Source organism: Bombella pollinis, from assembly GCF_026385485.1.
Taxonomy (GTDB): Bacteria; Pseudomonadota; Alphaproteobacteria; order Acetobacterales; family Acetobacteraceae; genus Bombella; species Bombella pollinis.
On sequence record NZ_JANIDX010000001.1, the window covers coordinates 66,903 to 88,887 of the forward strand.

General features: G+C 54.3%; 22 protein-coding genes. 9 read left to right on the top strand and 13 right to left on the bottom strand.

The window, feature by feature from the left end; all coding sequences use genetic code 11:
* Nucleotides 1-2 precede the first annotated feature (2 nt).
* From petA to NQF89_RS00400, 3 genes are read left to right on the top strand one after another with little or no spacing between them, the layout of a single operon-like run.
* Nucleotides 3-674, top strand: a complete 672-nt coding sequence (gene petA / locus NQF89_RS00390) for a ubiquinol-cytochrome c reductase iron-sulfur subunit (protein WP_266137244.1) — start codon at nt 3-5, stop codon at nt 672-674.
* Between the two features lie 12 nt (nt 675-686).
* Nucleotides 687-1,883: a cytochrome b gene (locus tag NQF89_RS00395; RefSeq protein WP_266137245.1), complete on the top strand. Its 1,197-nt coding sequence runs from the start codon at nt 687-689 to the stop codon at nt 1,881-1,883.
* Nucleotides 1,880-2,587, top strand: coding sequence for a cytochrome c1 (locus NQF89_RS00400; protein ID WP_180794191.1), 708 nt, complete (start codon nt 1,880-1,882; stop codon nt 2,585-2,587). Before NQF89_RS00395 ends, NQF89_RS00400 begins: the two co-directional genes overlap by 4 nt.
* Nucleotides 2,588-2,644: 57 nt before the next feature.
* Here NQF89_RS00400 and NQF89_RS00405 read toward each other — a convergent pair whose 3' ends face one another.
* On the bottom strand, nt 2,645-3,694 hold the full coding sequence (locus NQF89_RS00405; RefSeq protein ID WP_099026420.1) for an NADP(H)-dependent aldo-keto reductase: 1,050 nt from the start codon (nt 3,692-3,694) through the stop codon (nt 2,645-2,647).
* Nucleotides 3,695-3,861: 167 nt separating this feature from the next.
* On the opposite strand from NQF89_RS00405, the gene NQF89_RS00410 reads away from it, so the two are divergent.
* The 4 genes from NQF89_RS00410 to NQF89_RS00425 all read left to right on the top strand — a co-directional run bounded on the left by NQF89_RS00410 (nt 3,862) and on the right by NQF89_RS00425 (nt 7,296).
* Nucleotides 3,862-4,548, top strand: coding sequence for a response regulator transcription factor (locus tag NQF89_RS00410; RefSeq protein ID WP_099026421.1), 687 nt, complete (start codon nt 3,862-3,864; stop codon nt 4,546-4,548).
* A 24-nt stretch (nt 4,549-4,572) separates the two neighbouring features.
* Entirely contained in the window at nt 4,573-6,072 is a 1,500-nt protein-coding gene (locus NQF89_RS00415) for a sensor histidine kinase (RefSeq protein ID WP_266137246.1), read from the top strand.
* A 76-nt stretch (nt 6,073-6,148) separates the two neighbouring features.
* Nucleotides 6,149-6,493, top strand: coding sequence for a hypothetical protein (locus tag NQF89_RS00420; RefSeq protein WP_155572678.1), 345 nt, complete (start codon nt 6,149-6,151; stop codon nt 6,491-6,493).
* Complete coding sequence (locus NQF89_RS00425) at nt 6,490-7,296, top strand: SIMPL domain-containing protein (RefSeq protein WP_266137247.1); 807 nt, start codon at nt 6,490-6,492, stop codon at nt 7,294-7,296. The genes NQF89_RS00420 and NQF89_RS00425 overlap by 4 nt, the downstream gene beginning before the upstream one ends.
* Nucleotides 7,297-7,328: 32 nt before the next feature.
* On the opposite strand, the gene NQF89_RS00430 is transcribed toward NQF89_RS00425, so the two are convergent.
* The 6 genes from NQF89_RS00430 to NQF89_RS00455 form a co-directional block, all read right to left on the bottom strand.
* Nucleotides 7,329-8,576, bottom strand: coding sequence for a S1C family serine protease (locus tag NQF89_RS00430; protein ID WP_266137248.1), 1,248 nt, complete (start codon nt 8,574-8,576; stop codon nt 7,329-7,331).
* Nucleotides 8,577-8,705: 129 nt separating this feature from the next.
* Nucleotides 8,706-11,195 carry an ATP-dependent helicase HrpB gene (gene hrpB, locus NQF89_RS00435; RefSeq protein ID WP_155578970.1) on the bottom strand — a complete coding sequence of 830 codons (2,490 nt, stop codon included), beginning with the start codon at nt 11,193-11,195 and terminating at the stop codon, nt 8,706-8,708.
* Nucleotides 11,196-11,224: 29 nt separating this feature from the next.
* Nucleotides 11,225-11,764: an adenine phosphoribosyltransferase gene (locus tag NQF89_RS00440; RefSeq protein WP_099026425.1), complete on the bottom strand. Its 540-nt coding sequence runs from the start codon at nt 11,762-11,764 to the stop codon at nt 11,225-11,227.
* A gap of 97 nt (nt 11,765-11,861) precedes the next feature.
* Complete coding sequence (locus tag NQF89_RS00445; RefSeq protein WP_155572674.1) at nt 11,862-13,124, bottom strand: multidrug effflux MFS transporter; 1,263 nt, start codon at nt 13,122-13,124, stop codon at nt 11,862-11,864.
* A gap of 6 nt (nt 13,125-13,130) precedes the next feature.
* A complete protein-coding gene (locus tag NQF89_RS00450; protein ID WP_323670729.1) occupies nt 13,131-13,748 on the bottom strand; it encodes a VTT domain-containing protein in 618 nt (205 codons plus the stop codon).
* Nucleotides 13,749-13,819: 71 nt separating this feature from the next.
* A complete protein-coding gene (locus NQF89_RS00455) occupies nt 13,820-14,395 on the bottom strand; it encodes an NUDIX domain-containing protein (protein WP_155573440.1) in 576 nt (191 codons plus the stop codon).
* 223 nt (nt 14,396-14,618) lie between these two features.
* On the opposite strand from NQF89_RS00455, the gene NQF89_RS00460 reads away from it, so the two are divergent.
* Nucleotides 14,619-15,866: an MFS transporter gene (locus tag NQF89_RS00460; RefSeq protein WP_196424565.1), complete on the top strand. Its 1,248-nt coding sequence runs from the start codon at nt 14,619-14,621 to the stop codon at nt 15,864-15,866.
* A 116-nt stretch (nt 15,867-15,982) separates the two neighbouring features.
* On the top strand, nt 15,983-16,537 hold the full coding sequence (locus tag NQF89_RS00465; RefSeq protein ID WP_266137250.1) for an LOG family protein: 555 nt from the start codon (nt 15,983-15,985) through the stop codon (nt 16,535-16,537).
* On the opposite strand, the gene murA is transcribed toward NQF89_RS00465, so the two are convergent.
* From murA to NQF89_RS00495, 6 genes are all read right to left on the bottom strand, one after another.
* Entirely contained in the window at nt 16,503-17,777 is a 1,275-nt protein-coding gene (murA, locus tag NQF89_RS00470; RefSeq protein ID WP_155578966.1) for a UDP-N-acetylglucosamine 1-carboxyvinyltransferase, read from the bottom strand. The two genes, NQF89_RS00465 and murA, sit on opposite strands and share 35 nt — an antisense overlap.
* A 40-nt stretch (nt 17,778-17,817) precedes the next feature.
* Nucleotides 17,818-18,369 (bottom strand): dCTP deaminase, encoded by a 552-nt coding sequence (dcd, locus tag NQF89_RS00475; RefSeq protein ID WP_155572669.1) that lies wholly within the window; start codon nt 18,367-18,369, stop codon nt 17,818-17,820.
* Between the two features lie 110 nt (nt 18,370-18,479).
* Nucleotides 18,480-19,472, bottom strand: coding sequence for a DMT family transporter (locus tag NQF89_RS00480; protein ID WP_155572668.1), 993 nt, complete (start codon nt 19,470-19,472; stop codon nt 18,480-18,482).
* Nucleotides 19,472-19,630 carry a hypothetical protein gene (locus NQF89_RS00485; protein WP_180794193.1) on the bottom strand — a complete coding sequence of 53 codons (159 nt, stop codon included), beginning with the start codon at nt 19,628-19,630 and terminating at the stop codon, nt 19,472-19,474. Before NQF89_RS00485 ends, NQF89_RS00480 begins: the two co-directional genes overlap by 1 nt.
* Nucleotides 19,620-20,846 carry a glycosyltransferase family 4 protein gene (locus NQF89_RS00490; RefSeq protein WP_266137251.1) on the bottom strand — a complete coding sequence of 409 codons (1,227 nt, stop codon included), beginning with the start codon at nt 20,844-20,846 and terminating at the stop codon, nt 19,620-19,622. The genes NQF89_RS00485 and NQF89_RS00490 overlap by 11 nt, the downstream gene beginning before the upstream one ends.
* Entirely contained in the window at nt 20,843-21,901 is a 1,059-nt protein-coding gene (locus NQF89_RS00495) for a hypothetical protein (RefSeq protein WP_407652338.1), read from the bottom strand. Before NQF89_RS00495 ends, NQF89_RS00490 begins: the two co-directional genes overlap by 4 nt.
* Nucleotides 21,902-21,985 lie beyond the last annotated feature (84 nt).

The window sequence follows — 21,985 nt, forward strand, 5'->3', positions numbered from 1 at the left end:
CCATGACCCAGCAGAACGATACCCCCCCGCCGCACCCAGCTTTGGATGACGCCCCCCTTTTCCCTCGTCCTACGCGGCGGCGGATCCTAACGGCAAGCTCTCTCGCTTTAGGCGGAGCTGGGGCCTGCACGCTCGCTGCGCCCTTCCTCAATAGTCTCCGCCAGACTGAAGCACGCTCTGCGGAGAACACGCATGAGCACGCCATTCTTGATGTCACTGTGCAGGATTTAGAGCCGGGTAGCCACAAAATAGTCGTTTGGCAGGGCCTTCCAGTGGCTATTCAACGCCGCACGCCAGAGATGCTCCGCGCTTTGGAGGACCCTACCCTCCTTGCCCAGCTGGCTGACCCGCACTCACACATCCATCAACAACCCGCCGAGGCTGCCAACCCCCATCGCTCCCTGCGGACTGACTATGGGGTTTATATCACCATTTGCACCCATCTAGGCTGCGTCCCCAATTATCAAGATAGTGCAAACTTACCGGCCTCTGGTGGGTTCTTCTGCCCGTGTCATGGCTCACAATTTGATGGGGCGGGGCGTGTCCTACGCAATATGCCCGCCCCTTATAATTTGCCCGTCCCGCCCCTTCATTTTGTTGATGATAACACCATCCGCTTAGGGGAAAGCCTGCTCTCCCCTCATTACGACATCACCAAAATCCAACAACTGTAAGGGACGGCCTCTATGATGAATCACACCCCCACACCGCCTTCCCATTGGCTTGACCGCCGCTTGCCTTTCCTACGGCCTTTCTGCCGCCATATGGCGCGCTTCCCCATGCCGCCGGTAAATCTGCTCTGGACTATCGGGGCCTGTTTGATCGCCGCCTTCGGCCTCATGATTGTAAGCGGGATTTTTCTTGCCCTCCACTACCAGCCCGATATGACGCAGGCTTTTGAAAGCATTGAAGCGATTGAACGCCGCGTCCCCTCTGGCTGGTTGGTCCGTAGCATCCATACAGGCGGGGTCAGCATGCTCTTTGCAGCCCTCTATCTCCATATAGGGAGAGGGCTATGGTATGGCTCCTACAAAGCCCCGCGAGAGCTTGTCTGGCTCTCTGGCCTTATTGTGATGCTCCTTTTTATGGTTACAGCCTTTGCAGGGTATGTTTTACCATGGGGGCAGATGTCCTATTGGGGCGCAACCGTTATTACCCATGCGGTGGACGCCGTGCCAGCTATTGGGCATCCGCTGCTTGTTTATCTCCTTGGGGAAGAGACGTTAGGCAATATTGCGCTGCACCGCTTTTTCATCCTGCATTTTACCCTTGGCTTCATTATCGCCACTTTGATTGGCCTGCATATCATCTGCCTCCACGGGACAGGCTCTAGCAATCCAACCCTAGATAGCCCCCAGCCTGACAAAACAACACGGCCTTTCGCACCGTTTTATGTTGTCAAAGATAGCTTAGCCGTCTGTATTTTTCTGGCGTTATTGGCGGGGTTAATCTTCTTCCTCCCCGGTTTATTAAGCAAGATTGATAACATTACCCCTGCCAATCCCCTCAAAACCCCTGCTGATATTACGCCAGAATGGTATCTTGCCCCGTGGTTTGCCATGCTGCGCGCTATTCCCTCCCGCCTTGGGGGGCTTATCATAGCGGCCTCTAGCTTACTCGTCCTTTTTGCTCTCCCTTGGTTGGATATCTCCCCCCACCATAATGCGACCTATCGGCCTTTTATCCGCATCGGGATGGGGCTTTTCTTCCTCGCCTTCCTCACCCTCATCGTAGCAGGGCTACAACCAGCTACCCCCCTATGGGCATGGATAAGCCGAGGCGCATTGCTGGTATGGTTCCTCGTGTTTCTCGTTCTGCTCCCCTTCACTGCATGGCAAGAGCGCAAAGCCGCACAATCCTCACAAAAGGATGTACAGTCATGATGCCACACCGTCTGTTATGGGCTCCTTTTGCTCTATTCACCCTCATCAGCGGGGCCGCTAGCCCTGCTCTCGCCGCCCCTATCACGGCGGCATCCCCTACTCCGCCCCCCATTATGAAGCCGGAAGAACGCGGGTTGCTTATCTTCCAGCAAATATGCAGCTCCTGCCATAGTATGGACCATGCCCATTATGGGGATATGATTGCGTTACAACCAGATGTTGCCGCCTTGCAGCATTGGGCACAACAACGCCATACAGGGTTAGAAAGCCCCATTGCCTCCCCTTATCCTAGTGTCGCTGTGGGCAAAGCGAATAATGGGGGGGACTACCCGCCAGACCTCTCCCATATTGTCCGCACAATACGCGGTGGGCCGGATTATATCCGCCACATGCTTGCAGATTATCGCCCTGCTCCCCCCGGCGTTACACTCGCCCCACATACTTATTACAACCCCACGGCACTCACGCATCATCACAAGTTCAAAATGCGGCCGCCTTTGCAAGAGGGGGCTATCAACTTCCCCGATGGGACAAAAGCGACCATCCCCCAAATGGCCAGCGATGTCACAGCCTTTCTCCAATGGGCTGATGATAGCCATAAACGCACCCGCCATTTTATCGGCACGGCTGTGCTGCTTTATCTCGCACTACTAAGTGGGATTTTGCTTGCCCTGTGGCGCGTCTTAAAAAAGGATGCCCCCTAAAAGACGAGCCGGAACATAATGATGCTCCGGCTCTACCGTTACTTTATATACTTCCCCTTAAGGGGCAGGGTTGGCGTTTAGCTGATGGATGGCGTTAATCTTCTCCTCCAGCTCCGGCGTAATGGTGAGATTGACGGATGTTAGAGCCGTCTCAAGCTGCTGCAAATTAGTTGCCCCGATGATGTTAGAGGCCACAAAGGGACGGGTGGTTACAAACGCAATCGCCATTTGGGCGAGGTCTAACCCGCTCTCTTTCGCAAGGGCCTGATAAGCACGAATCGCATCATCAACGCCCGGTTTTTCGTAACGCTGCCCCCGCTCAAAGAGGGTTGTCCGCGCCCCCGGTGGGCGGGCACCATCCAGATATTTGCCCGTTAAATAACCCTGCGCGAGTGGAGAATAAGCCAATAAGCCGACATCCTCCCGCAAGCCCATCTCGGCAAGGCCAATCTCATAAGTGCGGTTCAACAGATTATAGGCGTTTTGGATAGAGGCAATACGCGGCTGTTTTTCCTCGCGTGAAACACGCAAAAACTCCGCCACACCCCATGCGGTCTCGTTAGATAAACCTACATGACGGACCTTGCCTTCCTTCACCAACTCCCCCAATGCGCCTAATGTCTCAGCAATCGGCACTTCATCAGCATCAGAGAGGGTTTGGAAGGTCGTCCCTCCCTCACCAAAGATGTTAATCTTACGGTCTGGCCAATGGAGCTGATAAAGGTCCAAATAATCCGTATTTAACCGCTTGAGCGATTGCTCGATCGCATATCGAATCTGCCCCGGTGTCAGACGTGGTTTCTCCCCATCGGGGCGGAACCACTCATTCTGGCTACGCCCAACCACCTTACTGGCTAGGATAATTTTATCACGATTACCGCGTGCCTTTAGCCAACTCCCCACAATGCGCTCGGTCGAGCCTTGCGTCTCTGCACGCGGAGGGATGGAATATAATTCCGCCGTGTCGATGAAATTTACGCCATGTTCGAGGGCCATATCGAGCTGGGCATGACCTTCTGCCTCGGTATTTTGTTGTCCAAAGGTCATGGTTCCTAAGCATAGTTCACTTACTTTAAGGCCAGTTCGCCCTAAGGGTCTATATTGCATGGCTATTCCCCTCTCCTTACAATCACAGTGTCTCCAGCATCCTAACATGCCCGTAATATGAGGCAAGAAAGCCCTCTATGAGTGACCTTCCCTTTTCCCCCAGCTTACCGCTATCCTAGGCGCACAAACGCTCTAATAGAGCAGACTAGACGAAACAGGCAGGACCAATGCATATCTTACTGGTTGAGGATGATCCCACCGTTCGCTCCTTTGTCCTTAAAGGCCTTAAAGAAGCAGGGCATGATGTAGACCATGCCGATAATGGCAAAGATGGGCTCTATCTCGCTGTGGGAGAAAAATACGACATCATCATCTTAGACCGGATGCTCCCCGGTGGGGTTGATGGCTTGCATATTCTTGAGACCCTTCGCAGCCAGAAGAACAATACCCCTGTGCTCTTGCTCTCTGCCCTCTCTGATGTAGATGATCGAGTCGATGGGTTGCGTGCCGGTGGGGATGATTACGTCACAAAGCCTTTTGCCTTCTCCGAGCTTCTCGCCCGTGTGGAGGCTCTCGGCCGCCGTGGGCATAATGAAACCGCCCCAGAGACAACCCTCACTGTAGGCGACCTCACATTAGACCTCCTCTCCCGCGAGGTACGGCGTGGAGGCCAAAAGATTGACCTCCAACCGCGTGAGTTCCGCCTCCTAGAGTTCCTCGTCCGCAATGCCGGACAGGTTGTGACCCGTACCATGCTGCTTGAGAAAGTCTGGGATTATCATTTTGACCCGCAGACCAACGTGATTGATGTCCATGTCTCCCGTCTGCGGCAGAAGGTTGATAAACCTTTTCAGACCGCTATCATCCATACAGTCCGCAATGCAGGCTATATCCTCCGCCCGACACAAAGTTAGCGCGAATAAGAGGTTAGCTACTTTATGAAGAAGGATAAGAAAGCCCCGCGCCGTTGGCTCCAATGGCGGCGGGGGGATGCCAGCAAAGTGGGGCGATGGCATTGGCCGATCCGCTCCGCTGGAATTAACTTCGCCCTCGGTTATGGCGTGTTATTTCTTATCTCAGCCACGCTGTTCTTATCCTTCATCTGGTGGAGTAGTACCAACCTCCTCACCCAGCATGTCCGTGCCTTTATAGAGACCGATGCACAGGAGCTCACACAGCGGTGGAACTATGGCGGCCCCCCTGCCCTGAGCAGTGCCATTACGGACCGTTTAGAACAGAATATTGATGATGATGCCCTCTATTTGCTCATCGACCGCCACGGGCGACGTTTAGCGGGCAATTTACCCGGCTGGCCCGTTGCCATCACAAAGATGGATCATTTTTACGAGCTTACCATCCGCCGTTATACCTTCTCCACCCCCGCGCAATTTAAGGCCTACCACCTCACCCACGGCTTTAAGCTCATTGTCGGGCATGACATCAGGGGCCGCGCCCTCCTCAGTACGGTCATCACCCGTACCCTGATTTGGTGTGCTGTAATGATTGCCCTCCTCGCTATTGGCGGGGCTTTAGTGGTGCGCAATCTCTTCCGCCGTATTGTTGGCTCCATCGCTCGCACGGCCTCCGCTGTAGCGAGTGGGGACCTTAACCACCGCATCGCCCTCACAGGGAGCGAGACGGACCTTGTTGCTGAGACGGTCAACACCATGCTGGACCGAATCAACCGGTTGATGGAAGGGGTGCGCCAAGTCTCCAACGCCATTGCTCATGACCTCCGCACCCCCATCACTCGCGCCCGTAACCAACTGGAAGAAGCCCTCTTTTCCGCCTCCTCACCTGATGAGTTACGCCTAGCGGCGGAAAAAGCGATTGGAGACCTCGACCATATTACCGGTATCTTTGAAGCCCTCCTCCGCATTGCCCAGATTGAGGCCGGGGCACGCCGCTCCGCCTTTACTATGGTGGACCTTAACCAACTCCTCACCAATATAGCGGAATTATATGAAGCCTCTGCTGAAGAGGCAGGATTAAGCCTCCATATGGATATCAGCCCGCTTCCCCTTCTTTATGGAGATGAACGGATGCTCCAACAAGCTTTAGCGAATCTATTAGATAACGCGATTAAGTTTTCCCCTCCTCATAGCGCACTCTCCCTTACAGCCCACCCTGTTACAGCTATTACACCGCGTGGTCATACAGCGCACACAGCCCCCACTGGGATAGAAATTAGTGTACAAGACCAAGGGCCGGGGATGAATGAAGCTGATATTCTCCGCGCGCATGAACGCTTCTTCCGCGCAGAGAGTGCCCGCCATACACCCGGCTCTGGCCTTGGGCTTTCTCTCGTCCAAGCGGTGACGAGCTTACATCATGGTCGTCTCACCCTCACGCGGATGGATCCGGGGTTACAGGTCACGCTCTCTCTGCCACTCATCCAGCAAGAAACAGACCGTACAAAAACGGTAGTCCCTTTATGACCCTACCGCTACGTCTTACGAAAGTTTCATACCTTGCTCATCTTAACCGCCTATTTTCTGTGATAGCGTCATGATCATGCGCACTTTATGCTTTCTCACAGCTCTGATTCTTTTGGCTCCGCTGACAATATGGCCAGAGGTTGCATGGGCCTCTCTCTTGCCGGGTAGTGAGGCAACCCCTCCCCCTCAAGACCTTGTCATCACCAGTGATAGCCCTGATTATTGCGCCCAGCTGAGCGAGCATTTAGCTGAGAAAATACGTACCCCCCATAATGTACCTGTTGGTGCCATGGATGATGCCCAACATTTGTTGGAAGAAGGCCGGGAGCTCTGCCAACAAAATCACATTCGCGCAGGGATAGGCCGTTTGCGGCGCGCGCTTGTTCTCCTCAAAAATCAGGAAGAAGGACCTCATCAATGAGCCTACGTCACCCCCTTACCGCATTGAGCCTAGCGACATTCGCCGCGGGCTCTCTGTTGGTAACCCCTCTCTCCGTTGCCTCCGCCGCGCCTGAGGGGGAGACCGTGCTTCCCTCCCACCAAATGCCGCCACCCCCGCCTATGGCTTATCCTCACGGTACAGAACTCAGCTTTACTGTCTCTGATGAAACACAAGCAACAGCCGATACGCTCATGATTCATCTCTCTGCTAAGGCTGAAAGTGCCACCCCTAGCAACGCGCAGCAGCAGCTCAATCAACGCGTTAATGCGGCAATGAAGCTCCTTAATGGTCAATCCGCTATTAAAAGCACGGCTGATAACTATATGGTTGGGGAGGAATACGGCCCCCATAACAAACATAGCTGGGTTGCCCAACAAAGCCTGACATTAAGCAGCCAAGACCGTGAGCAACTCCTCGCTATGACAGAGAAGCTCCAACAGCTTGGTCTGAGCATTGAGAGCATGCAATGGACCCTCAACCCCCAACTGCGTGAAACGCTGGAGCAACAAGCCCGCCTTGGTGCGCTTAAAAAACTCCGCCAACAGGCAGAGGATGATGCCACTGCCCTTGGTCTCTCCTTAGTCCGGCTAGAGCGCGTCCATATTGGGGGACAAGGCCCCATAAATCCGCTTGAGCCTCGCCCCCCCATGCTCATGATGGCCGAGATGCGCAGTGCCGCTACACCCCCTAGCAGCACGGCAGAGGTACAAACAATCCGTGTTACCATCCATGCTCAAGCCTTGTTGGCTGATAAGCTGGAGAAAACCTCTCCTACTCCTTGAGAGGAAAAGAGGGCGCATGAACGCGCCCCCTTTTAAAAATCTGCTACGGGGCGTTTGCCAAGCGTCACGGGGAGGGTCATCTCCTTCCCCTCCCGGCGGATGGTAAAGTTAAAGACGGTTCCCGGATGTGCTGCTGCGACACTGCGTAATACTGTCCGTGCATCATGCACAGGCACATCACCAATAGCGAGGATGGCGTCTTTTTTCCGCAAACCGCCCTGCCAAGCCGCCCCGTGTGGGTCCACATCCTCCACCCACATAGGCGCGCTTGCGTCATTCAATGTGACCCCAAGCCAGCCATGCTCCACATGACCAGTCTTACGAATCGATTCCACAACCGGGGCTACAATCTCTGAGGGGATGCCAAAGCCAATCCCCACCGAGCCATCACTCGGCGAGGCGATCGCCGCATTCATCGCCACAACCTGCCCTTGAAGATTAAAGGCTGGTCCGCCGGAATTACCGGGGTTAATGGGAGCATCAAGCTGCATGAAATCATCCAGCGCACCACTGCCTAAATCCCGCCCTACAGCGGAAACAATCCCCGCCGTAACGGAGGAGCCAAAACCAAAAGGATTCCCAGCAACCAAAATCCAATCGCCAATCTCTACCTGCCGGCTATCCCCCCATGTCACAGAGGGGAGCGGGGTCGGGCTATCGACCTTGATAACAGCGATATCAGTCATGGGGTCCTCCCCCAAACTCCGCGCTTTAAGCGACCGCCCATCAGAGAGCGAGACCATAATCCGCGAGGCATGGCCTATCACATGCCGGTTCGTCACGATAATGCCCGAGGCATCCACGACAAAGCCGGACCCTGCGCCGGTTAAATCATCATCAGCAGGCCGTACGGTATGGTGTTTCTGCCTCCGATGCCGCCGATGAGGGGCCGGGATAGGAACAACCTTCCGCGCTGCTGGTGTTTTAGGCTGTGTAGAAGGCTCATCATCTGTTGGGGGAGAGCCACGAGAGACGGAAATATTCACCACAGCCGGAATCACCTGATGCACCAATGGTGCAAAGCTCGGCAAATTTAATGCCTCCCGCGTAGCTATAGGGTCGTGAGCTGAACTAACAGGCAAAGACGGCGCAGCAGGAACAGGGGCCGAGGGCAACACTAAAGGGGACGATACCGGCACAGGCGGGTGATGCACAGCTTGATAAAGCCGCGTATTACGGATGGGCGTAGGGACTTTCTCCCCACCGGGGACCCACCATAGGCATATGCCCATCGCCGCCACACTCCCAACAGCCGCTGGGACTAAAACAGACCAGACCACATGCCTTATTACCGGCTGCATGAATACCCCATCCCCTTCCATAACAGCCATAACACGGCCAAACGACTCCCTATACCCCCTATCACACTCCCTCACACAATCCTACAGGCAGCCCCTCTATACCGCCTCTTAGGACGTCTCATCAGCGGGGTTTTCTGGCCAATGATGTTTAGGATACCGCCCACGCATATCCCGCCGCATATCCAACCAACCCGCCTTCCAAAACTGCGCTAAATCCGCTGTAACAGCCTGCGGACGCCCTGCCGGGGAGAGCAAAGTCGCTTGTAAGGGCACCTTACCGCCTGCCAATTTTGGCAGCGACATTATCCCGTAAAAATCCTGCGCACGCGCTGCAAGAGAGGGAATGACCGTTGTATAATCAATCCGCCTACGTCCCCCCTTTAATGCCACATGAGTAGGAAGCTGGCGCGCAAGCTCTTGTTGGTCCTCATAAGATAATAAGCTCGTCAGAATAGCCGTCATATCCAACTCTTTAAGCTGAGCGAGGCGATCCATCCCCGCAAGCCACGGCTCTAGCCATTCCATAGACTGCACTAACGCATCATCGCTTATATCCGGTAAATGAGGCGCGTAATGTCTCCGCGCAAGGGCGACGCGCGCTTGCATCTGCCGCGCTGTATCGGACCATTCCACATAACGAGGAAGGTCTGCCTGCACTTTGGCAAGCAAGGCCGTGGTAATATCCTCTGGCAATGGGGGTACATTTTTATCCCTTAGGATAAGAGCCCCCAACCGTACTCTCTGACGTACAATTACCTTGCCCGAAGTACCATCAAGAGCAGGCTCCCGCTGCTCCTGCATACAGGCTTTAACGGAATCAGGCAGCTCATCCATTGTCACGGGGGCAGCAAGGGTCATGCTCGTACCCTTACCACTATGAAAGGCCGCCCCCGCTAAAAGCTCCTCCTTCACTAAAGGGTCCGCCGCATTGAGCCGCGCACTCCCACCCCCTGCAAGGCGATAACGTCCTTCCGCATGGGTCCGCTGTGCGAGACGATCAGGGAAACCCGCCGCGATCAAACGCCCCACGCCATAGCCCTGCATACCTGCCGTCACATATTCTGCTAATTGGCGACGGCCGCCCTTTTGCCCACCACGCTGCCAAAAACGCTCCGCCGCTTGTTGGAGCCTACGCATCACAGGGCGCGGCACACGCCCATCATCATGGGTAAAGAGCCTCAAACGCAGCCGAATATCTGCCGAGAGGGCCTCCCCCATACCCTCGCGCCCTCTCAAGGGGTCACGCTCCTCCAACAAAGCAGCTAAACACGCTGCTACTGCTTGCTCCTCCACCGTACGCGCAGCGCACAGCAAGGCAGCTAAACGAGGATGCGTGCCAAAATTAATCATCCTCTGCCCAAGAGGGGTTAAAACTCCCTCTTTATCCAACGCCCCTAACTCATGTAGCAATGCTTGTGCCGCTGCAAGGCCACCAGCAGGGGCAGGATCGAGCAACGGTAGAGCCTTTGGCTCTGTCCCCATCGCTTGCTGCCATGCCGCTGTCAGGAGGGCAAAATCACATAAATCAGCCTCTAAAATGGCGGGGATGTCCTGCACAATCAAACTGCGCTGTGTCATCTCCGACCATAAACGAATAGCCACACCGGGGGCTTGCCGCCCTGCGCGCCCTGCCCGTTGCTCCGCCGTAGCGCGGGAGATGCGGCGTGTGTGCAACCGCGGTAAGCCCGTACTGGCATCACGCTGTGGCAAACGCCGCCACCCACCATCTACCACCACACGCACCCCCGGTACGGTAACGGAGGTTTCTGCAATGGAAGTTGCCAATACAATCCGCCGTCCTGAGGTGGGGTCTAACGCACGGGCTTGGTCCTCAACCGATTGTTCCCCATAAAGAGGATAAAGTGGAGCTTGCTCGCCCAAAAGACGCTGCAAAAAAGCCTCTGTGCGACGTATCTCCCCGATACCGGGTAAGAAAGCTAGAATAGAGCCCTCTTCCTCCTGCCATGCTTGCGCCACGGCGTGCGCGCATGCCTCTGGTAAATCCCGCAGATGGCCTATATCCCGCCTATGGCGAATTTCTACAGGGTAGTGCCGCCCATCACTCTCAAGCAATGGAGCCTGCAAAGCGGTTGTAAAAAGGCTAGCCTCTAAGGTGGCAGACATCGCTATGAGGCGTAAATCCGGCCGAAAGTTCTGCTGCACATCGCGGCAGAACCCTAAAGCCGTATCTCCATCGAGGGAACGCTCATGCACCTCATCGAAAATAACAGCAGCCACGCCTTCTAAAAGTGGGTCTGCCACAAGGCGGCGGACCAATAGCCCTTCTGTTACAACCTCAATACGCGTTTGGACAGAAACCGCACTCTCCAGCCGGGTACGATACCCAATCACCCCACCGGGGGCTTCCCCTCGCAAAGCGGCCATACGCTGCGCCGCAGCCCGCACCGCTACACGCCGTGGCTCGACCAACAAAATACGCCCCGCCCCCAACCATGCAGGGGCACGCTCTAACAAAAAGGGAGGGACGGTTGTCGTCTTACCCGCACCCGGTGGAGCTACGAGAACGAGATTCGGCCCCGCGAGCAAGGCCTCATGCAGCGCGGGCAAAATCTCTGTTACCGGTAAAGGCTCTGACATCACACCACGCTGCATACGGGAGATAACGCTTAATCCTCGTAGGTCAGCAGGGACGTCACCGGCACGTCAATTTTCTTACGCCCCCCAAGAGCTAGAAGCTCTATCATGACTGATGCCCCCACAACCTCCGCCCCGGCCTTGCGTAAAAGGTCGATCGAGGCAGCAAGTGTTCCACCTGTTGCAAGGAGGTCATCTAACACGACAACACGTTGACCGGGTGTGACCGCATCGGCCTGAATATGCAGCTCATCCTCGCCATATTCGAGGCTATATTTATGAGAGATTGTCTTACCCGGTAGCTTGCCCGGCTTGCGCAACATCGTAAAGCCACATCCAAGCCGCGTTGCGAGCGGGGCAGCGGTAAGGAAGCCGCGGCTCTCAATCCCTGCCAAAAGGTCCGGCTGAAAGCGAGAGACAGCCTGCGCTAGCCGCCCTGTCGCCACCTGCCATGCTTCTGGATTCCGAATCAAGGTCGAAATATCGTAGAAAAGAATCCCTGGCTTAGGGAAATCTGGAACCTCACGGATATAGCGTTTCAGCTCCAATGGGGCAGGGTCTTTAAAGGACATGAGCGCACTTCCCTCATAAATAGGGTCAGAATAAACAAAGGCCCCTTATAGGCCCTTCTCTTAGCGAGGGGGAAGGGGCATATGCCGCCCCATCCCATTAAGGAGCAAAACGAGCTGATAACAGCATGAAGATATAAGCCACAAACAGCATAATCCCCATGGGAATAGCCGTACCTACAGGCAACCAAGAGACCATCACACTCGCTGCAATCCCAAAGAGATATTGCCCTGTCCCAGCCAAAGCTGTGGCAACACCCGCATTACGGCCCTGCGTCAATAAAGCCCCGGCCATAGCATTCGGCCCGATGCAACCGCCGGAACCTAAAGCACACACCATCGCCCCAAATAATGGCCATAAATAAAGATGTTTAAGATGCCCCGCTGCGTCCACATCTATCGCAGACCACACAGCAATCGCTAACAAAATCACCGACCCTATCATGCTGATGGTCAAGCCAGCTTTTAACAGGGTCCGGCTATGATAATAATTCAACAACCACGCATTAATCTGCGATGAGGCAATCATACATAACGCCATCACCCCAAAAAGCATCCCATATTGGAAGGGCGTGAAAGCATACACGCTCTCAAATAAGAAAGGGGCGGCAGTAAGATACGTGAAGATAACAAAGCCCTGTATCATCCAAATCAGAGCATTGAAGCGATAATTCCTATCCTGCAAGGTTTGCCCGTAGCGGACAATAACAGGCCATAACCTGATAGGGTGACGGTCCTCCCCGGCCAATGTTTCTGGCAGAAAGAGAAAAACAATCACTAACCCCACAACCCCATATAATGATGTCGCCCAGAAAATATCGCGCCAGCTAATAAATTGTAGCGCAAAGCCACCAAGAGCGGGGGCCAAAATCGGCACCACACCTTGGATGAGAATCAACCGGGACATCAACTTCGCCGTGGCATCACCAATGGTCAGGTCGCGCACGCAGGCATTGGGCACCACGAGGCTTGCCGCCCCCATCAAGGCCGCAAAAGCACGAAAGAAGCACAACATCGGCATAGAGGTTGCAAGCGCGCAACCCGCGGCGGCTATGGCATAAAATAACGTCCCCACTAAAAGCGGACGACGCCGGCCAAAACGGTCTGTTATCGGCCCTACGAGAATCTGCCCAATCGCTAAGCCCGCCACCCAGGCAGCCATGGTCAAGCTCCCCGTCCCAGCAGCAGAGCCTAACTGACGCTCCATCTCTGGCAAAGCGGGCAGATAAATATCAGTCGAGACAGGGCCTACAGCGGTGAGTGTCCCTAATATTAAAGGCACCCACATGGGCAAATGCCCACCTCTTACCAAGGGCTTTGTAAGCACGGCTTGCTTAAAAACACTGCGTTGTGACATCGCCATAATGCGTTATTCTGCCTTCTGTCTATCCTGATGGAAGCCGCGTAACACCCAGCCTGCTAATCCAGCAGAGGATAGTGCCAAGATTATCGCCATAATCAAGGCCCCCCCGTGTCCTATTTCTACACCATGCCCAGCGAGGAGAAAAACAAGATTTTGTGGCACCCCACCGAGCATTGTCGCTAGCACAAACCGCCCGACAGCAAGCCTCATCATCCCTGATGAGACCGAGACAAGCAAAGCCGACCCTACTGGCAATAGACGTGCGCATAATACCGCACGAAAAGGAGCTGCCACCCCCGCTTTAATAAACCACGGCATAGCGACTTTGTTTACAGGGTGCCATCGTTGCCAAAGCCAGCCCCCGCTATAGCCCAAAAACGCCCCGCCCCCATAAGCGAGGCTCGCCTCTACCAAGCCGAGCTTAACACCAAGACTCGCCCCAAGAACAAAACAAAGCACCTGACGGGGGAAACCCAACGCACAATACGCTATTGTCGCCGGTAAAAGCCACGCTACCGCATAAGGCCGCCCCGCCCAACTCTGCAAGACGCACACACCTCGTTGAATGAAAGGCACATGCCATAACAGCAGTGGCCCAACTAATAAAAAGAGGGCAAAACCCATCACCGACATGAGAGACCTTCTACGGGAAGGACGCTGCCCCTCATGCTCCTGCGGTATATAGCGTTGGCCTATCAGATTAAGCCTCGTGCGCGAATTTGTGCAAAAGCTGCTAAGGTAACCATACACGTAATCTCGCCCTCAACAATCATACGCTCAAACTCCGCAAAGCTTACATCACGTACGACCATATCAGCCTCGCTTGCTTCCCGCTCTGCCGCACCTCGAATGAGATTACGCGCTAAGAAAACATGCCCCTCTTGCGTAGAATAACCCGCCCCTTGATAGAGCGTGCCAGCATGAATCAACTCCCCCGCACGCAGGCCCGTCTCCTCCCGCAATTCCCCTAAAGCGAGGGCCTCTGCCTCCGCATCGGGCCGTGTCTCCCACATCCCCATCGGGAACTCCCAAAGCCGCTTGCCCACGGGATAACGGAATTGCTGTACAAGAGTAACCCGCCCATCCGCATGCACAGGCATAATCACCGCAAAAGGCCCACGCTCTACAATACCGTAAAGACCTTCTTTCCCACCGGGATGGATGATTTTATCCTCCCGCACAGCCGTCCACGGATTTTTATAAACAAGCTCTGAGGAAAGAATACGGTATCCCGCCTCCTCACGAGCTTTCCTGATGGCATCATCAGTCATCATCAACACTCCTTCCTGTAAATGGCAGAGCCATAACCCAAAGAATCCTCACACAAAACAACCCACCTACTTGCTGCATGGCTGCCATTCATAACTATATCAGCAAAGCAAACTTTGCCCCGTGACGGAAAGGGTTTTCTCACCTATGGTCAAGACCTAAGCAAAGTTGTGCCTATATTAGCTATCGGTGGGCATGGCTGCAAAAACTGCAAAGGGGACGTTCATGTCTGACGAAGACGCAACCTATACGTGCTCACCGACTATGCGTGTGATGCCCGTTGTTTTCTTTAACCTCCTTGTATATTTCGTCATCGGGCTGCCCAACGCTATTATTGGTGCTCAGTTCGTACATAATACGCTCGGTTTTAGTACGGCTATTGCAGCCAGTACCATCTCCCTACAATATATCGGCACAGCCATGGGCCGTATGATTGTTGGTCGCCGCATCGACATCTTCGGCCCTAAAGCCGTCCTAAGATGGGGTCTGATTCTCTGCACCATCTCCGGCTTATTGATGTGCCTTGCCGCGCTCATTCCTACATCCCATCTGATGGGTATGAATGACACATCTCGTTATGTGGCGTTGGCTGTTGCTCTTATCAGCCGTCTCTTCATCGGTTGGTCAGAGAGCTGCACGTCTACCTCTGTAACGACATGGAACCTCCGCCGCGTTGGGCCAGCTCACTCCTCCGTTGCTATTTCTTGGAACGGCGTGACCTCCTACGGTGGTATCGCTGTTGGTGTGACAGTTGGGCAATGGCTCAGCGGCTTGCTGCCGACCATCAAGCTTCTGCCTGTTGGTATCTTTGCCGCAACATTGGGCATTTGCGGGTTCATCATCTTGACCTTCTATAAGGCCATTAAGCCCCTGCCGAGCAAGGGTAAGCCTATGTCCTTCGGTCTCGCAGTGAAGAAGGTGCTGCCTTATGGTGCCGCTCTGGCTGCTGGCTCTGTCGGCTTCGGGACGGTGAACAGCTTCCTCGCCCTGTATTATACCGAGAATCACTGGACAGGCCTTGGCATTGCCTTTGGCGTTTTCGCAGCATGCTTTATCTTCATGCGGATTTTCGTCTCTGGCCAAATCGACAAACATGGCGGTGTGCCGATTGCCTACATGTCCCTCGTGACAGAAGCTATCGCTATGGCCGTGTTCTGCTTAGTCCATAACAATACAGGCGGGTTAATCGGTGCTGCCCTAACCGGTGCAGGCTTCTCCCTCCTCTTCCCTGCTATGGGTACAATGGCCGTCAAGACCGATGGGCCAGAGTTCCATGGGATTCTCATCGCCGCTTACTCCATCTTCACGGATGTCACCATTGTGATTTCCAGCTGGTTCATGGGTGGTTTGCGCGACCATATGGGCTGGGGCGTTATGTTCGCCGTAGCTGGTGTACTCTGCGTTAGCGGTATCGCCTTTAGTGCTGCTTTCTCCCGTATCCCCGGGTGTGGTATTCCTAAAAATACCCAATAAGGCAGGGCCTTACAGCAAAGGCGTAGTCTCACCGCTACGCCTTTATGGGATTTATCCCATGCTAAATGCCGGGTTCTTGCACCCGGCATTTTTTATGCGAAGGAGACACATCTTTTATGGCCATTCAATTCTGCTCTGTCTTTTGTGGCTCTCGCCTTGGTCATGACCCCGCCTATATGCACACAGCCCGCGCCCTTGGCACGGCCCTAGCCCAAGCAGGCGTCACCCTTGTTTATGGGGGCGGCAAAGCTGGATTAATGGGGGCCGTTGCTGATGCAACATTACAAGCAGGCGGGCGCGTTAAAGGGATTATCCCCCGCTTTTTAGAAGCACGAGAAATCCTCCACGAAGGCGTAACGGACCTCGACGTGACAGAGGACATGCCTACACGCAAAGCCAAGCTCTTTGAAATTGCTGATGCTTATATCGTCCTGCCCGGCGGCTTTGGTACGTTTGATGAGTTTTCCGAAGTCCTCGTCAATCGCCAGCTTGGACTAAGCCAGCGACCCATCATCATCCTCAACGCTCATGGCTGGGCAGATGCGCTCATCGCTATGCTTCGTACAACCTTGGAGCAAGGATTCGCCGATGCTACTGCCTCAAGCCTCTATGAGGTTGTGGAGGATGTACCAAGCGTCATCCAGCTTTTGCAGGAGCCTTCACGCGCTTAATTTTCGCCCCACAGGCAGAGAGCTTTTTCTCCACATGCTCATAACCGCGATCAAGATGATAAACGCGGCTAAGCTCCGTTTCGCCCTCTGCCACCAACCCTGCCAGAATGAGGGAGAAAGAGGCCCGCAAATCAGTCGCCATCACCCGTGCGCCAGAAAGATGCTCCACCCCACGAATCACCGCAGCACGCCCTTGGATCGTAATATTCGCCCCCATACGATTCAGCTCTGGCACATGCATGAAGCGATTCTCAAAAATCGTCTCAGTGATCATAGAGGCCCCCTCCGCTACAGAGAGCATCGCCATGAACTGCGCCTGCATATCTGTCGGGAAGCCGGGATAAGGCTCGGTCGTTAAATCTAACCCGCGCAAACGGCCTTGGCTGCGCACCCTCAGCCCCTCAGCCTCCTGCGTAACCTCAACACCAGCCTGCTGTAGCGCATGGACTACCGCCTCTTGGTCGGCCATACGACCACCCTCTAGCAGGACATCCCCGCCAGTCATCCCGACCGCACAAGCATATGTCCCACATTCAATCCGGTCTGGCATCACCGCATAATGCGCGCCATGCAGCCGCTCCACCCCTTCTATCGTGATGGTGCCAGAATGTGCCCCGGTAATGCGGGCCCCCATGGCGTTCAAACACTTAGCGAGGTCTAAAATCTCCGGCTCCCGCGCGGCATTAACAAGCTCTGTCGTCCCACGCGCTAGGGTAGCGGCCATCATGATATTCTCTGTCGCCCCCACACTGGGGAACGGTAATACCACACGCCCCCCCTGCAAACCCTGCGGGGCACGCGCATGGATATAGCCTGCCTCTAACTGAATCTCCGCCCCGAGAGCCTCTAGCCCTTTGAGGTGCAAATCCACCGGGCGCGTACCAATGGCACAACCACCGGGCAAAGAGACACGCGCCTCGCCCATACGGGCCAAAAGAGGCCCCAACACCAAGATAGAAGCCCGCATACGAGAGACAATATCATAAGGGGCTTCTACAGAATGAATGGCCCCCCCAAGGCTCAGCGTGCCGGGGCCATCAACCTCCGCCACCTCATAACCAAGCTGGCCCAATAATGTCCGCATCGTGCGGATATCGGCAATATCAGGCACGTTAGAGAGAATCAAAGGCCCTTCAGAGAGGAGGGACGCTACCATCAGCTTCAAGCCGGAGTTCTTTGCACCACCAACAGGGATGCGCCCTTCCAAACGCCGCCCCCCCTCTATGAGGAAATAATCCATCAGCCTTGTTCCCCTCGCCTCTTAACCTAAAATATGCCGCTTATAAGCGCGGTGGTGTTACACCAGACTGCCGCATATATTTCCCTGCCCTATCAGCATAGCTCACCTCACAAGGGCTATCACCTTTAAAGAACAAGAACTGGCAAATACCCTCATTAGCGTAAATACGAGCTGGCAGAGGGGTTGTATTGCTTATCTCAATGGTCACTTGCCCTTCCCATTCAGGCTCTAAAGGGGTGACATTGACGATAATCCCACAACGCGCATAGGTCGATTTACCAAGGCAAACAACCAATGTATCCCGCGGGATGCGGAAATATTCCACCGTATGCGCTAGGGCAAAACTATTAGGCGGGATTGTAATATCCCCCCGGCGCGTGACAAAACTATCCGGGCTGAAGTTCTTTGGGTCCACAATGGCATTATCCACATCTGTAAAGATATGGAACTCATCCGCCACGCGGGCATCATAGCCATAAGAGGACAGGCCGTAGGAGATGACCTTCTCACGTTTTTGCGCCTCAACAAAAGGCTCTATCATGCCATGATCCTGCGCCATACGGCGAATCCAGTGGTCGGGCATAATTGACATAGCCGCTCTCCCTTATGATTAATAACCTCTACAGTCCCTCAAATCGTGCTTAAATCCCAGCCCGACCTCTTTTACCATATCATCTGCCCGCGCTAGGACAAAATTATCCCCTATCGCGGGTCAGACCCATTACGGATCGTCAAATCCGACATACTCGGCCGATAACGCTTTTTCTGCACAATCGCGGTATCGCGCACCGCACCACCACGCAATGTGCGGCGGAAACGCGGCCAACGCGGCTTAACCTCACTGGCTAAAACCCCCGCCACAATAAAGCCTGCCCCGACAAGGGTCGTTATCGTTAAAACATCCCCTGTAAAGAACCCTACAAGGCCACCCCATATTGGCTCACTCGCATAAATAATCGTTGCTTTTGTGGGAGAGACTGTCTTTTGCGCCCAGTTAAGCACAAGTTGTGTGGCTGCACTCACCACACCCATTACGAGCGCACAGCTCATCCAGCCCCAACTGAAGGCTGGAATATGCTCCCCAACTACCGGCATCAGCACAAAAGAAAGTAATGCCCCAGCAACCAGCTGCACAAAGGCCATACGGCGGCTATCAGTCTCTAAAGCGAAAAGACCAACGCAGATAATCTCAAAAGCGTAAGAGAACGTCCCCAATAAGGTCAAACCGTCACCGGAGCTCATCGTTAAGCCCGTCTTCCACGGTTCAGCGAGAAGAACTAACCCAACAAAGGCGAGGAAAATACCAATGATTCCGCTCGTATTAGGAGCCTTACGCAAGATGATCCATTGCAGAAGGGGAACAAGGGGAACGTAAAGAGCCGTCAAAAACGCAGAGCGACTACTGGTAATTGTCAACAAACCTTCTGTTTGACAAATATACCCAAAGGCCAGCACAAGGCCGATCATCCCACCACGCCAAATCTCCGAGCGTGGAATCCCCTGCAAAACGCGCTTACGCCCTACAAAACAGACCACAAACAACGCCGCAATGAGAAAGCGCACCCCAATAAAGAACATCGGCCCACTGGTCTTTAAAGCCAGCTGGATGATGTAATAGGTCCCCCCCCATAATATAGTGATAATCCCCAATGCAATTTCTTGCCGGGATGGGAGCGGTAAGGAGAGCTTATTCATTAGGCTTTCTCTCGGCTAGAGGCACTCGTAGGGCGGGCACGTTGCTGCTGCTTGCGCCGCATCAAATTGGCACGCAAAGCCTCTGCCTCGCGTAATTGACGCTCCTGCCGCGCTGTCATAGGGGCAGGCTCCATCTTTTTCGCCCTATCAGGCTTCATGCTCTACATCCCTCTCCTGATGGAAGCCTATAAAAGCCTCCTGCAAATGGCTGGATAGAAGCTCATCATACACACCCAACGTAGCTTGCTGCATATGTTGTTTTGTATAGCGCGCTAACGCATGGGCGCGTATTTCATCCTGCCGCTCTGCCATAAGTTCTGGGGGCACGTCCAGCACTTCCCGCAGGGCCATAGCAAGCGCGCGCGAATCCCCCGCAGGGACAAGCGTTCCCGTCTCACCATGATGGATAGTCTCTTTCAACCCCCCACGGGCAGAGCCTATAACCCAGCGTCCCATCATTTGCGCTTCTACCGGCACACGCCCAAACGGCTCTGGCCTTAAAGAGGGCACCACGACAATATGCGCTAATTTATACGCTGCTGCCATATCGTGACACACACCCGCAAAACGCAAACGGCTGGCTATACCGCGTTCTTCAACCAATTTCTGCAACATCTGCGCATAGGGTCTTTCTTCTCCCGGCCCAACCATAACACATATCCATTCTTGCTCTGGATGATGGGCTGCTAGATACCCCAATGCCTCGATAAGACATTCCTGCCCTTTCCAACGCGTGAGCCGCCCCGGCATCAAAATAATGCGGCTCTCATCCCCTACGCGCCAACGCTCCAACAAAGTATGCATCTGGGAGCCATGGACGGCTTCCAACGCAAAAACAGCCGGGTCACTCCCACGCGGAATAACCCGCAACCGGTCCTCCCCCACGCGATATTCTTTGCGCAAACGCTCCCCAATATGCTCCGACACCGCAATCACACGCTGCCCACGCACTAGGCCAGAATTATACCATTTCTTCAGCCAAAAACGCGCTTGATGGTCCCCATGCCATGTCGTCACAAGCGGGATATTCTCCTTCCGACAAGCCACCGCTGCGACAAGAGCCGGGTAACGAGAGCGCGCATGAACCAAACTTACCCCCTCTTGACGGATAAGCCTGCGTAACATCGCCACACGACTAAAAAAATACCGCAACGAGACCCGCTTATGAAAAGCCATCTCCACATGCTCACCGCCCACATAACGCAAGCGCGAAACCAACGCTCCACGCTCGGCAGCAACAAGGGCACGCCCCCCCGCTTGGTTAATGGCCTCGGCCATATCGACCGCCCCACGCTCTAACCCTCCAATCCCAAGAGCAGGTAGAAGCTGAAGAATCACTGGTTTTTGAGCCATCATCACGCCTCGTTCTGTCATCCTGCTGGGATTGTCACCACAGCACCACCACTATGGCTAGTTGCTGCAAGTGTGCTGAGGACTTGGACCATCGTAAAAGCTTCCTTACTCCGGAAGTCCGTGTCGGAAATCCAATACCAGCATTTTTTATAAAAAACAGCAGCATACGCGCCTTCTGGAGCTTCTTTACCAGAATGGATCACCACCTCCGGGCGGCTCTCAATCCCAACTTGGCCAATCGTTGGCAATGTTCGGCCAGAATGGACATCCTTCTCTGGCACTTCCATTTCGTAAGAGAGCTGCGTCAACATAGCGAGCATTGAACGCGTAAGAATGGCGATTTGCCCTTCCTTCTTCGGGTAGGGACCATACACAATCTCTGCTTCATTTATCTCGGCATTAAGGTGCAATAACCGCCGCACCTCACCTTGAATCGCCTGTAAGTTACTGTCGGCCGTACTGGTGAGGACAAGATATATATGCTCGTTCGGCTGGCCATTGCCCCCCTTGCCTCCATTACTATCCGTCCCTGAAGAAGGGCCTGCTTGTTTACCCCCCTTTGATGAAGACGGATCATCTGTCGCAATACGCACCGTCATAGCCCCAGCTAATTGAAGCTGACGTAAATCATGCAATAAAAGATAAAAGCGGACCGACCCTCCCCCAAAAGGCCCCACCCCCCGCACATTCGAGAGGCCATCAATAGATTGTGCTGTCAGCCGCAAGAGCGTATCAATCGCCATTCCCCCAAGGCTAAGCGGCATAATCGCTACAGGAGAAATAGGGCGAACAATATTTTCCGCATATTGCTCCCCTGTTAAAGGCTGGTAAGTGATAGTTGGGTTCTCCGCTTGGGACATAGTGCCTGTCCCAAAGAGGTAATTACTTACCGCAGATGCCGGATAACCATAATACCCGCCTGAAAAACTACGCGAGAAGTTATAGCCAGCAATCACCTGCGTTGTATCCAAAAAGGCCGGTGGCTCCCCATAACGCAACCGCACGATATTGAGCAGCATTTCCCGCTTTTGCACCTCACCAAGGGCGCGGGAATAAGCAAGTTGGTCATGCCGCATACGCTCTGGGCCAAGCGTCAAACACCCCCCAAGTGCGAGAGGCAATACACATGCCCACAACGATAATGCGACACGCCCCTGCCA